The organism is Jutongia huaianensis (assembly GCF_014384985.1).
Classification (GTDB): domain Bacteria; phylum Bacillota; class Clostridia; order Lachnospirales; family Lachnospiraceae; genus Jutongia; species Jutongia huaianensis.
The window spans coordinates 404,584-418,008 of record NZ_JACRSX010000001.1 but is presented as its reverse complement, the minus strand read 5'-3'; the positions used below and the strand labels follow the sequence as shown (position 1 = coordinate 418,008).

Annotated in this window: 13 protein-coding genes; 9 read left to right on the top strand and 4 right to left on the bottom strand. The window is 45.7% G+C overall.

The window, feature by feature from the left end:
• The first annotated feature begins 34 nt into the window (after positions 1 to 34).
• Both H8704_RS01815 and murI read left to right on the top strand, forming a co-directional pair.
• Positions 35 to 403 carry an ArsR/SmtB family transcription factor gene (locus tag H8704_RS01815; protein WP_022464461.1) on the top strand — a complete coding sequence of 123 codons (369 nt, stop codon included), beginning with the start codon at positions 35 to 37 and terminating at the stop codon, positions 401 to 403.
• Between the two features lie 111 nt (positions 404 to 514).
• Complete coding sequence (gene murI, locus H8704_RS01810) at positions 515 to 1,312, top strand: glutamate racemase (RefSeq protein ID WP_022464462.1); 798 nt, start codon at positions 515 to 517, stop codon at positions 1,310 to 1,312.
• A 66-nt stretch (positions 1,313 to 1,378) separates the two neighbouring features.
• On the opposite strand, the gene H8704_RS01805 is transcribed toward murI, so the two are convergent.
• Positions 1,379 to 2,026: an Ig-like domain-containing protein gene (locus H8704_RS01805; RefSeq protein ID WP_118679447.1), complete on the bottom strand. Its 648-nt coding sequence runs from the start codon at positions 2,024 to 2,026 to the stop codon at positions 1,379 to 1,381.
• A 198-nt stretch (positions 2,027 to 2,224) separates the two neighbouring features.
• On the opposite strand from H8704_RS01805, the gene H8704_RS01800 reads away from it, so the two are divergent.
• Together H8704_RS01800 and H8704_RS01795 are read left to right on the top strand one after the other, a co-directional pair.
• Positions 2,225 to 2,923 carry a response regulator transcription factor gene (locus H8704_RS01800; protein WP_118679445.1) on the top strand — a complete coding sequence of 233 codons (699 nt, stop codon included), beginning with the start codon at positions 2,225 to 2,227 and terminating at the stop codon, positions 2,921 to 2,923.
• A 17-nt stretch (positions 2,924 to 2,940) separates the two neighbouring features.
• Positions 2,941 to 4,449, top strand: a complete 1,509-nt coding sequence (locus H8704_RS01795; protein ID WP_249297053.1) for a sensor histidine kinase — start codon at positions 2,941 to 2,943, stop codon at positions 4,447 to 4,449.
• Here H8704_RS01795 and hemL read toward each other — a convergent pair.
• From hemL to H8704_RS01780, 3 genes are read right to left on the bottom strand one after another with little or no spacing between them, the layout of a single operon-like run.
• Positions 4,444 to 5,715 (bottom strand): glutamate-1-semialdehyde 2,1-aminomutase, encoded by a 1,272-nt coding sequence (gene hemL / locus H8704_RS01790; RefSeq protein WP_118679439.1) that lies wholly within the window; start codon positions 5,713 to 5,715, stop codon positions 4,444 to 4,446. The genes H8704_RS01795 and hemL overlap by 6 nt on opposite strands.
• An 18-nt stretch (positions 5,716 to 5,733) precedes the next feature.
• Positions 5,734 to 7,050: a sensor histidine kinase gene (locus H8704_RS01785; RefSeq protein WP_249297052.1), complete on the bottom strand. Its 1,317-nt coding sequence runs from the start codon at positions 7,048 to 7,050 to the stop codon at positions 5,734 to 5,736.
• A gap of 27 nt (positions 7,051 to 7,077) precedes the next feature.
• Positions 7,078 to 7,764 (bottom strand): LytR/AlgR family response regulator transcription factor, encoded by a 687-nt coding sequence (locus tag H8704_RS01780; RefSeq protein WP_249297051.1) that lies wholly within the window; start codon positions 7,762 to 7,764, stop codon positions 7,078 to 7,080.
• Positions 7,765 to 8,235: 471 nt separating this feature from the next.
• On the opposite strand from H8704_RS01780, the gene hemA reads away from it, so the two are divergent.
• From hemA to H8704_RS01755, 5 genes are all read left to right on the top strand, one after another.
• The gene (hemA, locus tag H8704_RS01775) at positions 8,236 to 9,510 is read left to right on the top strand and encodes a glutamyl-tRNA reductase (protein WP_249297050.1); all 1,275 of its coding nucleotides are present in this window, start codon (positions 8,236 to 8,238) and stop codon (positions 9,508 to 9,510) included.
• A gap of 102 nt (positions 9,511 to 9,612) precedes the next feature.
• Positions 9,613 to 10,503, top strand: a complete 891-nt coding sequence (hemC, locus tag H8704_RS01770) for a hydroxymethylbilane synthase (RefSeq protein WP_249297049.1) — start codon at positions 9,613 to 9,615, stop codon at positions 10,501 to 10,503.
• 107 nt (positions 10,504 to 10,610) lie between these two features.
• Positions 10,611 to 12,140 (top strand): uroporphyrinogen-III C-methyltransferase, encoded by a 1,530-nt coding sequence (gene cobA / locus H8704_RS01765; protein ID WP_249297048.1) that lies wholly within the window; start codon positions 10,611 to 10,613, stop codon positions 12,138 to 12,140.
• A 455-nt stretch (positions 12,141 to 12,595) separates the two neighbouring features.
• On the top strand, positions 12,596 to 12,991 hold the full coding sequence (locus tag H8704_RS01760; RefSeq protein ID WP_249297047.1) for a J domain-containing protein: 396 nt from the start codon (positions 12,596 to 12,598) through the stop codon (positions 12,989 to 12,991).
• The gene (locus tag H8704_RS01755; protein ID WP_249297046.1) at positions 12,900 to 13,418 is read left to right on the top strand and encodes a hypothetical protein; all 519 of its coding nucleotides are present in this window, start codon (positions 12,900 to 12,902) and stop codon (positions 13,416 to 13,418) included. Before H8704_RS01760 ends, H8704_RS01755 begins: the two co-directional genes overlap by 92 nt.
• Positions 13,419 to 13,425: the final 7 nt, after the last annotated feature.

The window sequence follows — 13,425 nt, the reverse complement described above, 5'->3', positions numbered from 1 at the left end:
ATCATATGTGGGAACGGAGGGGGATTTGTATATTATGAAACATGAACATATTACATTGGACTGTTGTGACAGTATTGAGGTGCATCAGGAATTGTTAAATATAGTAAATGAAAAGCTGCCGCCGGAGGAAGTATTATATGATCTGGCAGAGCTGTTTAAAGTGTTTGGAGATTCTACCAGGATCCGGATATTATTTGTTCTCTTTGAAGCAGAGGTATGCGTATGCGATCTGGCAGCGGCATTAAATATGACCCAGTCAGCCGTTTCTCATCAGCTTCGCATTTTAAAACAAAATAAACTGGTCAGGAGCCGCAGGGAAGGAAAGTCCGTTTTCTATTCTCTTGCAGATGCCCATGTCCGGGCGATTATCAATCAGGGACTGGAGCATGTGGAGGAGGAGTAGTGCGAAAAATACTTCTAAGACTGCAGAATGCAGTCAAGAAGTATTTTTCGCACAGGAAAAACGCCGATACGGCGTTTTTCTGTAAGAATGGATGCTTGAAGGAGTAATGAGATGGAAACAGATAATCTGGAAAAATTAAAAAAATGTCCGATCGGAGTATTTGATTCCGGTATGGGCGGGATCAGTGTACTTCGGGAATTGGTCAAAGTAATGCCGGAGGAGGATTATATCTATTTCGGGGATTCTGCTAATGCGCCTTACGGTACGAAGCCCACGGAGGTGATCCGGGAGCTGACGATCCGCCATGTGGAGGAGCTGATGGCGCAGGGTGCCAAGGGAATCGTGGTGGCTTGCAATACGGCAACCAGTGCAGCAGTTGCAGTACTTCGCAAAATGTATCCGGAGCTTCCGCTGGTAGGGATTGAACCGGCGATCAAACCGGCGGCGGTTCAAAAGCCGGGAGCCAGGATCGTGGTTATGGCAACGCCTATGACGATCCGCCAGGAGAAATTTCGCAAACTGATGGCGCGTTATGAGGATCAGATCCGTATTGTGCCTCTGCCTTGTCCGGGGCTGATGGAGTTTGTGGAACGGGGAGATCTGGCAGGAGAGGATCTGCGTACATATTTGCAGGAGCTCCTGCAAAAGGTTTCACAGGAACCTATTGACGGTATTGTGCTGGGGTGTACACATTATCCGTTTGTGAGAAAAATGATACAGGAAATTGCGGGAGAAGGGGTAACCATTTATGATGGTGGTCCGGGAACCGCCAGAGAAATGCGGAGACGTCTTGCACAAAAGAACCTGCTGAATCCCAAGCAGGAGGAGGGGACAGTGACATTTTTTAACAGCCGCAAGACAAAACAGGAAATGGAACTTTGTCAGATGTTATTTCACAGCGGGCGATAGAAAAGACCGGAAAGGGAAGAAATCCTTTTCCGGTCTTTTGACGTGTCAATAAAATATCGCTTACGGTTAATCAGATCTTTTGGATCTGTCAGATACGATCACGCGGCATGTGGCGGTATTGCCATTTTGGATCGTCGCTGTGATGACTGCGATACCGGGAGCTTTGGCTACGATCTTCTGAGCGGCATTCACTCTGGCAATCTTTGGGTCAGAGGAGGAAAACACAGGAACTTCGGTTGTGATACTTGGCCGCAGCGTGACCCGGACTTTTCTTTTGGTGTTTGGTGCCATGCGGCGCTGCCGGCGGTTGAACTGTATGCTGGAAGCCTTTGGACTCACGGTAACCTTACAGGTAAGGGTGGTAGCGGTGCTATTAAAGAAAAGAAATCCTTTTTCTTTGATCTTAACTGTTATTGTGGCATTACCCACGGTCTCTCCGGTGCATTTGCAGCTGATGCTGTCATCCTCCGGTTCGACAGAGACCACATCACTGGAGCTGCTTTTGAAGGTAACACTTTCTTCCGTGGTACCGTTTACGGTAAGAATAAAACTGTCTCCCAGCAGCAGGTCAGAGGTGGTCATATTTAAGGTGTAAGGGGCTTGAGCCTCTTTTTTTCTGCTGCGGTTTTTTTGGGTGGATGCAGATGCGGTATCCGTCATAAGAGAAAAAAGCAGCAGAAAAACAATTGCCGGATATGTTATTTTTCTACGCATAATAAAACCATACCTTTCTAAATGAAAATCAATATATATATGTTATACATTGTGCTTATATTAACAGCATATGGGATAACCGTGGCAAAATCATGTCATCTTTTGAAAAAAATTGCCATAATTTTTCCGTATTTTTATGGTAAACTATGTATAAATGCTACATGCAGAAGAAAATCTGGTGAAAGGAAGGGAGAAATTATGCAGTACATATTAATTGCAGATGATAATAAAGACATTACTGACATTTTAGCCGCATATGTACAAAAGGAAGGATATGAGCCGGTCATTGCTAAGGATGGTTTGGAGACGGAGCGGTTTTTTGAGGAATATCAGCCCGTAGCAATTCTGTTGGATGTGATGATGCCCCTCAAGGATGGATATGAGGTATGCCGGTCGATCCGCAGGGAGTCCAGTGTACCGATCATACTGATCACAGCCAGAGGCGAGGATTATGATAAGATCATGGGACTGGATATCGGCGCAGATGATTACATTGTAAAGCCGTTCAGTCCGGGGGAGGTTATGGCACGTCTGCGGGCAGTTCTCAGGAGAATTACGCCGCCTCAGGAGACAAAGGAACAAGAGGGCATAATCCGCATTAAAAATCTTTACATCAATCTGGAGGAATATACCTTTAAGGTGAATGATCAGAGAATACCTCTGACCAAAAAGGAGATTGAGACGATGTGGACGCTGGCAAGTCATCCGAATAAAGTATTTACAAGGGATAATCTGCTGGATAGCCTTTGGGGATATGATTATTACGGGGATAGCCGTACCGTTGACTCCCATATTAAACGTCTCCGGTCAAAGTTAGATTCTGTGGATCATCCGGATTGGGGAATTAAGACAATCTGGGGCGTAGGGTATAAATTTGAGGTTGATGGTCTGGATTAAGGAAAATGGAGTGAAAGATGAAGCGTTTGATGCATATGTTTCGCAGAAATGATATTATCGTGCGGATCTATCTGTCATTTGTAGTGGTACTGGCATTGACAGTGACTCTGATCGGTGTGATCTTTCTGAAATTATATGAAAATAATTATATGCGTTCTTATACAGAGACTCTCAGCCGGCAGGGGGAGGTAATTGCCAAAAGAGTGGGGAAACTGGCCCGCAAAGAAAAAATGGACCGCTTTTCCAAATATGCTGCTGATATTGATGAATTGCAGAGAGCCGATGAGATTGACGTGTGGATCGTCAGTAATGACAAAGCATCCCGGCCGCTGACGGAGAATTATACCAATGCCGATACTGCAAGTCTGACCGATGAAATGTATGATGTCCTGGAGCAGGCATTTCAGGGAGAAAAGGCGTACAATTCCAATTTTGATAAGATATATGGTATGGTAATCCTGCGAATCGCAATTCCTGTCTATATTGATAAGGCGTCCGGAGAAGTTGCCGGGGCCGTTATGATGGTCAGTATGCTGGACCGGCAAAAGATGGGAGTGCGTCAGGGAAAGTATCTTTTGACACTTAGTGCTGCTATGGCACTTCTTATATCGTATATTATAGCGTTGGGAGCATCGAAATATTTGTCCCGTCCTCTGGCACGGATTCGAAAAGACATTCTGCGGCTTGTGGACGGAGATTACAGTGAACAGCATATTGTACGGCGTGACACACAGATGGGGCAGTTGGAAAGTGCATTGGATGAGCTGGCAGGCCGCCTGCGGCAGATCAATGAGGAACGGGATAATCTGGACCGGGTGCGTCAGGACTTTTTTGCAAATGTATCTCATGAGCTGAGGACTCCCATTACGGTGTTGCGGGGATATTCCGAGTCTCTGGCGGACGGTGTGGTATCAGGGAAACAGCAGGAGCAGGAATATTATCAGCGTATGGTGCAGGAATGCCAGGGGATGGAACGACTCGTAGGGGATCTTTTTATCTTATCTAAAATGCAGAATCCGGAGTTTCAGATTGAAAAGGAACCTGTCAGTCTGATCCAGATCTTCAGTGATGTGGTTCGTCACGGACATGTGCTGGGGCAGGATAAGAAGATTCAATTTCAGGTGGAGATGCCGGAAAATGAGCCTTGCTTGATCCTGGGGGATTATGACCGGCTTCGCCAGATGTTTCTGATCATTGTAGACAATGCCGTGAAGTTTTCCGATGAAAATGGTGTGATCGAGATATCGATGGAAAGGCAGCAGGAAAAGGATTGGGTGCGTTTATGGATTCAGATCCGGGATTATGGCATTGGAATTTCAGAGGAGCAGCTTCCGTGTATTTTCGAAAAATTTTATACCTCAAAGCTGCGGCAGAATCAGAATGGAACAGGGCTTGGACTGATGATCGCCAAACAAATAGCCCTCCGCCATGGGGGTGACATTTCTGTGGAAAGCCAGCCGGGCGAAGGGACTACATTTTACTTTTCTTTTACCGAGTGTTCGGTGGAAGATGCGGAAGCATTATAAACAGGTGCACATAGCGTCAAGAGTATGTGAAAGATCCTCCGGAGTATGTGCCAGGGACAGAAACATTGCTTCGAACTGGGCCGGAGCAATATAAATGCCATGATCGAGCATCCGGTTACAGTAACGGGCATAGGCTGTTACGTCAGAGGTTTTTGCACTGGCGTAATCGGTGACCGGCTGCCCGGTGAAGAACAGGCTTCCGATGGAACCGACATGATTTACCTGCCACGGGAGATTCTTCTCAAGAAGGATCTCCTTTATTTTATTGAAAAATTTGTCGGAGGTATCGTTTAACAGGGTGTAGTATTCCGGGTGATCCCGGAGAAGGGTGAGCTGGGTAATACCGGCGGCCATTGCAACCGGATTGCCGCTTAATGTGCCTGCCTGATATACATTACCAACCGGGGAAACCTGTTCCATAATATCCCGGCGTCCACCGTATGCTCCCACCGGCATACCGGCACCAATGATCTTGCCGAAGGTAGTCAGATCCGGTGTGATCCCATAATAGCCCTGTGCACCGGAAAGGGAAAGACGGAAGCCGGTGATCACTTCGTCAAAGATCAGCAGGCTGTCGTATTCGTTGCAGATATCCCGCAGACTTTGAAGGAATCCAGGAGCCGGAGGAACAACACCCATATTAGCACCAACCGGTTCTACGATAATTGCCGCAATCTGCTCTCCAAACTGTTTAAAGAGAGTGCGGACGCTGTCCGTATTATTGTACTCTGCGGTGAGGGTATCCTTGGTGACGGATGCAGGAACACCGGAACTGTCCGGAACTCCTGCTGTCATTACACCGGACCCGGCCTTGACCAGAAGACCGTCGGAATGGCCGTGATAACAGCCGGTAAACTTAATGATCTTATCCCGGCCGGTATATCCTCTGGCAACGCGGATGGCACTCATCACAGCTTCCGTGCCGGAATTGACCATGCGGATCATATCGATCGAGGGAACAATATCGCAGATCAGTTTTGCCATGGTAACTTCCTGTCTGGTTGCAGCACCAAAGCTTAAGCCTTTCGTGCATGCTTCCAGTACGGCGGATAAGATGGAGGGATGATTGTGTCCAAGGATCATAGGCCCCCAGGAACCGATAAAATCAATATAGCGGTTCCCATCCTCATCCCACATATAAGCTTTGTCTGCCTTGGTGATAAAACGCGGCGTGCTGCCAATGGAACCAAAGGCCCGGACCGGAGAATTGACTCCTCCCGGAATATATTTGACGGCTTCCTGAAAAAGTGTTTCTGATTGTGTCATAGCTTGCTGCCTCCCTTATTAAACTTCAATTTCAAAAAATATATATTGCATTTGTCCGGTATTATCTTTGTTGTCAATATAATTATTTCCTACAGTAATGGAGCCGTGATATTTATCTACAAGGGATTTCAGAACATTGAGTCCAAGCCCGTGACCGGCAAAGTTCTTTTTGCTTGTATATCGCGGAGAAAAAATATCGTGGACAAATTTTCCGGTGACCAGTGGTCCGGGATTTTCCACTGTGATGAAAAACGGATTGTCAGAGCCGGATTGTTTTCCCAGTGTAATATATATGGTGTCATTTATCTGAGAAGCCTCGAGTGCATTATCAATTAGAATGCCGACAATATCTACTATTTCTGTATCTGAGCAGGGACTGTGATAATGATAATCATTTACTTTGACCACTATATTCTTGTCCGTTGATTTGGCTTCCTGAAATTTACAGTACAACAGACTTGCAAGAAGTTTGTTTTTAATATGCAGAAAGGAATAAGATTCATTATCTACAACAATTTCGTTGAAATTGGAATAGTTTTTCAATGCCATGGAGAGGGAATCATAGTCATTATAGGAATCGGCCAGATGCACCAGAGAAGCAATCTGGTTATTGTAAAGATGCTGCTGCTTCTGAATATTTTCGATCATATCATTCAGGATAGGCATATATGTTTCGTAGTCCCGGATCGCCTGTTTCCGCCTTTGGTCGGAAAAACTCTGCAAAATGATCAATACACCGAGAAAAGAAAAAATAAGAATGGATGCAACGGTAGGCATTAAAAGACCGAGACTGATCTTATCATATCGTAAACTGATTGCTGAGAGAATGACTAATATCAGAAGGACTGCCAGAGAAGAGGAATAGGAAATATTTTCCAGACGGTTCATCCATTTTCGCATAGGAAGAAAACGAAGCACCGGAATCAGCAGCAGGCAGCCAAAGACAACGACTGACAGAGATACAGGATCATTATAACCATTGACATTGCATGGAATGTGCAGCAGGTTATAGAGCACGATAAAAAAGACCTGACAGATTGTTTCGATCAGATAACCGCAGATAACCACATTCAGACACTGGCTGATAGGCTTGGAGGTATTAAAATAAACAAATAAAAAGTACACACACAATATCAGAAAGAGACCGATCACAATCCAGTCGTCATCATGTAATTGAATGGTGATGGTGAGCCAGTACATCAGAAAAAAACTGATACATGTTGACCACAGATGCTTTTTTTGTTGTGAAAGCTCACCGGTCAGATAGAGCATACAGATGGCATATGCGCCACTCTGGAAAATGTTAGCAATAAAATATGGAATATAATCCAGCACAATTAACTCCCCCTTTTTGTGGAATGGTTATTCGAGATGAAAATCTTTCCCGTAAGGAATGTCATCATTTATTTCTTTAATATGAAGAGTTCTTTCCTTTGGATTGACAGAATGAATATATTTTGTGTTTACCAAAAATGATTTATGACAACGTTCAAAGTGGTCCGGCAGAATTTCATTCAGAGACTTCATGGTATATTGCCGGGAACAGACCTCACCATGCTTTGTGGAAAAAAGCATATTTCTGCCAAAGGCCTGAATAAAATAAATATCGTCTGTATTTAGCTTCATAAAAATGCTATCTGCTGTCTTTAATCGGATGGAACAATTTGTTTTTAAGATCTGATCAAGCTGAAAAAAGACATCCTCCCGGCGGAATGGTTTTAAAAGATATGCATAGCAATGAAGCTGATTTAATGCTTCGTATACATAATGAGGAAAGCTTGTTGTAAAAATAACCGGTGTATCTCTGTGGAAAGAGCTTTCAGATATATATTTTGCAAACGATAATCCGTCTGTATTTTCTGTTGTTTCATCCAGCGCAATATCAATAAAAAATGCGGTATAATGAATGGAATCATTAAGCTGGGCCATAGCGGTGGCCAGATCGGATGTCACAATACAGTTTAACTTGAGTGGATATTGTCCAATCATATCCACCAGATTCTGAGCAAATAGTTTATTATCTTCTAATATGAATACAGATGGGTTCATTTGTAAAATCTCCTGTTTAAAAGGTTTATTTTGTATTGTATTGTACCACTTTATGAACATGATAGGCAATCATTTACCGGGTGATTTGAAAAAAAATGTGAAAAAAACATATTTTACGAAAATGATTTCATAACCAAAAACAGGCATTTCATGACAAAATGGTAGAAATATGAAAAAAGCCGTGATAATATGTTGAATAACGGGTGACGAGAGAAAGGGAAACAAATGAAGGCAGGAAATGTCGTATGATATTTTCCAAGGGAGTAGAGAGTGTTAAATATATAACGGGTTCGGATCGGACAACAGGAGCCCGGTGTATAGGATGGCACAAAGAACCGCCAGATAGACAAATGTCTATCTGGCGGTTCTTTGTATGTACAGAGCTTCCGGGTATAGATTTCTCGATGGAAAGGTGATATATTACTAATGATTACCGGGTGGAGGAAATCGGATAAAATGAAGAGGTGACATATGGATATTACGATGGTTGGCATAGATTACAGAGACGCCGGACTGGATATCAGAGAAAAATTCAGCTATACCAAAAGGGAACAGGAGGAAACCATAAAGCATTTGAAGCAGTTGGAAGGAATTTCGGGCTGCGTTCTGTTGTCAACATGTAACAGGACAGAACTCGTGTTGTCATATACGGAGGAATGGAATCAGGATGAGAAAAAATTGTTTTGTGGGTTAAAAGCACTGGAGCCGGAGCAATATGCACAATATCTCCATATACGTCATGGGATGGAGGCAGTACAGGATCTGTTTGCACTGGCAGGAGGCTTGAAATCCCAGATTCTGGGAGAGGATCAGATACTGACGCAGATGAAGGATGCCGCAGATTTCTCCAGGCAGCTTTTTGGGACAGACAAGATATTGGAAACATTGTTCCGGATGGCGGTAACGGCAGGAAAGGAAGTCAAAACAAAGATTGTACTTCCGTCATCGAATCACTCTGCACCGTTGGCGGCGATCGCAGGTCTGGAACGGGATGGAGCCTCTTTTCGGGAGCAAAAATGTCTGGTGATCGGGAATGGTGTGATGGGACGATTAACGGCTCAGCTTCTGCTGGACCGGGGCGCGGATGTGACGGTGACCATACGTCAGTACCGCAGCGGAATTGTGGATGTTCCTCGGGCAGCCGGGAGAATTGATTACTCGAAGCGTTATGAAAAAATGCCGGAATGCAGATATATCTTTTCAGCAACGGCCAGTCCCAATACGACGATCACATTGGAAAAACTGCCGGTAGAACAATTGCAACAGGATACGGTTTTTGTGGATCTGGCGGTGCCACGGGATATTCAGGAAGAAATCGGAACACTGTCAGGGATTACGTTATATGATATTGACGATTTTGGAGCGGAGCTTCCGGAGGAGGCGAAGCAGTCCTTAGCTGCTGCAAGGAAGCTTTTGCAAGAGAAGACACAGGAATTTCAGAGCTGGTATGATGCCAGGGATGTTGTTCCTATGCTGTTAAAGATCAGTGAGAAGGCATCGGAGGATGTTATGGCGAGAGTGACCGGACAATTTCGGAAAAATCTGCCGGTCTTGCAGAAAAATGTGGAAGAAGCAGATCAGGCAGCAGCCGAAGAAATTGTCCGAAAATCGGTACAGAAGGTCGTGAATAAACTAATGTTTTCTGTGAGAGACTCGGTGGACGTGTCCACGTTCCGGGACTGTGTGGATGCAATGTCAGACTTGTATAACGAGGAGCCGGAGGGAGAAAAAGACGGATCCCGTTAAACAAAATTGTGCCGGAACGACAGGTAATTATGTTTGAAGAGCCTGATAAATGGAAACAGGTATAGAAGGATATATGTGACAGAGCGTATGGAGGACAGGATTATGAGGACAATACGGATCGGAAGCCGGGAAAGCAGGCTGGCGGTAGTGCAGTCGGAACTGGTGCAAAGGTATCTGCAGGAGCAGGGAATTGATGCTCCGATCATTACAATGAAAACTACAGGTGATAAAATTCTTGACAGAACGCTGGATCAGGTAGGAGGAAAAGGGCTGTTTGTTAAGGAGCTGGACGCAGCACTTCTTGACGGACGAAGTGACATTTCCGTTCACAGTCTGAAGGATGTGCCGGCAGAGGAGAATCCCAGGCTGCCTCTGATCGGCTATTCGGACCGGGAGGATCCGAGAGATGTGCTGGTTCTGCCAGAGGGAGAGACAAAATTAAATGAGAAGCTTCCCATTGGCTGTTCCAGCCGGAGGAGAGTTCTTCAGGCGCAAAAGCTGTATCCGCGGATGGGCTTTCGCAGTGTGCGGGGAAATGTGCTCACAAGGTTGAAGAAACTGGATGATGGAGAGTACAGTGCATTGATCCTGGCGGCAGCAGGCTTAAAAAGACTGGGACTTGCGGATCGGATTTCCAGATATTTTACGACAGAGGAGATCATTCCATGTGCCGGACAGGGTGTTTTGGCATTGCAGGGCCGCAAAGGTTTTGATTGTGCAATATTGAACGGATATGTGAATAAAGAGTCTGAAATTGTCGTGAAATGTGAACGAAGCTTTATCCGTGCCGTGGGGGGAGAATGTTCTTCTCCGGTGGCAGCGCATGCAGTCATTCAGGAGGGAGAGCTTTTTCTGCGGGCAATGTACAGTAAGGGAACCGGAGAAATGGGATATGTGACCGGAGAGAGGAAGGGACCGGTACATGATCCGTCCGGAGTAGCAAAAGCTCTCGCACAGCAGTTAATGGAGCAGTTTGAGCAGGAGAAGGGATGAAAAGAAAGAGGCGGTATTAAAGAAAAGCCGGCGAAAGAAATAGAATAACCGGGATTGGAAAAGAGATGGAACCGGGACTGCAAAGGTTTTAGGATAAGGAGGAAAAGATGGCGAAGGGAAAGGTTTGGCTGGTGGGAGCCGGTCCGGGAGATGCAGAGCTTTTAACAAAAAAAGCAGAGAGAGTATTGAATATGGCGGATGTGATTGTTTATGATGCTTTGGTAGGCCAGGCAATCATTGCCGGACTTCCGGAAACAGCAGAGAAGGTTTATGTTGGAAAACGTTCTTCTCATCATGCGATGTCACAGGAGGAGATCAGCCGTCTTCTTGTTTCTTATGCTGAGAGAGGAAAAAATGTGGTTCGTTTAAAGGGCGGTGATCCCTTTCTTTTTGGCAGGGGAGGAGAAGAGATCGAGGAGCTGCTTGCGGGCGGGATCAATTATGAGGTTGTGCCGGGAATCACTTCGGCACTGGCGGTGCCGGCTTATAACGGAATTCCTGTGACACACCGGGATTATTGTTCTTCCCTTCATATTATTACGGGGCATAAACGCCGGGGGAAGAGTCTGGAGCTGGATTATGAGGCTTTGTGCCGGATGGATGGCACTCTGGTATTTTTAATGGGAGTAGCGTCAACGCCGGAAATCTGTCACGGGCTTATTGCAGCAGGAATGAATCCGCAGATGCCGGCAGCGCTTTTGTCCCAGGGGACGACGGCAGGACAGCAGAAGCTGCTCTCAACGATTTCAGAACTTCCCCGCAGAATGGAGAAGGAAAAGCTTCCGACTCCGGCAATTCTGCTGATTGGAAAGGTCTGTACGCTGGCAGAGGATTTCGGCTGGTATGAGAAGCTTCCTCTGGCGGGGACCAGAGTTGTTCTGACCCGCCCGAAACAGCGGATGTATCGGCTGGCGGAAAAGTTCCGCAGTCTGGGAGCCGAGGTGTTAGAGTTTCCGCCCATACAGATCTGTCCGATAAAACGGACAAATCTGTTCCGGGCTTTGGCGCAGATTGAGACATATCAGTGGCTTGTATTTACCAGTCCATCCGGTATTGATGTATTCTTTGAACAATGCGCCGAAGTAAAATTTGATATTCGAAGGTTATCCAACCTGAAAATTGCAGTGATTGGATCGGGGACTGCCAGACAATTGGAGCGGCATGGCATTTATGCGGATCTCATCCCGGAGGAATATTCGGCAGCGGCATTGGGCGAGGCACTGGCGAAGAAGGCCGGTAAACAGGATCACATACTTATCGCCAGAGCAGAGGAGGGATCACCGGATCTGCTGGCAAGGCTCCAAAAGGATGTCTGTCATCCGGTAGACGATATTGCAATCTACCGTACGGAAGCAGTAGACCGTACCTTGGAAAATGTGGGACGGGACAGGCCGGTACTTGAGGGGCTTGCGATGGATGAACGTGCAGTTTTTGTGTTTACCAGTGCGTCCACGGTACGGGGGACGGTGGAAAATATATCTCTGGAGGCGTGCGCACGGATGCGGGCCGTCTGCATCGGCGAACAGACGGCAAGGGAAGCCGGACGGTATGGGATTGCGGTGCAGGTGGCACGACAGGCAGACGAGGAGTCGCTGGTAGAGGCTGTGGTAGAACGGGCAGCGGTCAGGGAAAAGTAATAGAGAAAAGAAAAAACCTAGAGCTGGCACTCTAGGCTTTTTGTGATTCACTTGGAATCATAATTGCATTTCTTAGCTAAAATTATATTACTATTATTTTATTAAAAATGCAACCCTAATCTTGAATCGAACATATTTTCGTGTTATTATGATTAAGCTGTCGACTCTTTCCAGTAGGAAGGGGGTGATACACTTGGAGTACATAATCGCATTTCTTGTCTCTGTATTGGCATCTGTAGCTGGCTACTACATATGCAAATGGCTAGACAGAGACGAATGACAGCACTAGCCTGACGGTGTAGTTCTCCGCGATGAACTTTAGGGTCTTGGAAACTGTGCAATTCCAAGACTCTTTATATTATATATAATAATATAAAGATATATGAAAGAAAAAATTGCACTAGCCCCGGAAATAGTGTTAAAATGCATAGAAATACATTGAAAAGAAGAAAATCATGACAACATTACAGGCATATGACATTCTGGCAATATCACAGGATGCCAGTTTCAAAGAGGTCAAAAAACAATATCGACGGCTGATGCACCGGGTTCATCCGGATTCAGCTGCATTTGATACCGGGGAATATCTGTATACGGCACAGGAGATCAATGAGGCATATGAGACACTTCGCAGGGCAGATCGGGAGACCGATGCACATGCCCAGAAACGAAGCTCACGGAATTCATCGGAAGGAAAAAAGCAGTCTCAAACAGCCTCCCAGACTGCATGGCATGCAAAATATGGACAAAGCCCAAGGAATGCAGAGATGGGCTGGGATGCACCGGCAGGCGCAAATACGTCTTCGATTTCAGGCGGAGCTTGCTTATCTGCTGGCACAGCAGTTTATTGACGGGGCAGAAAGTATGGAGGAATTGCTGACACCTGTAGATGCAGGGAAAGATGCAGAGACCTACTACATTCCCGCAATGCTTGAGGCCGGAGGGACGACAGTGGGACTGCGGACCGGAATGATATTGTATCCGGCGGGAGTACGGGCGCATCGTCTTTATCTGAAAACAAGGACAGGAAAAGAGGCTGGCTATCTGTCTTTTCGGGATGACAGACTTTACCATATTGTAATTCCGTTGCTGGAACAGAAACGTGCGCAGGTTAAGATTGAAGTGTCCCGAAAACAGGACAGAAAAAACACGAGTGGAAAAAGCAAATACAAAAATATTGATTTCTGGATGCGGATTCCAAGGGAGACTACAGGTACATTTCCTGAGAGTATTGACCTTAAGATTGAGAATTTGTTGAAACAATATGAAAGCAGATAAAATATGG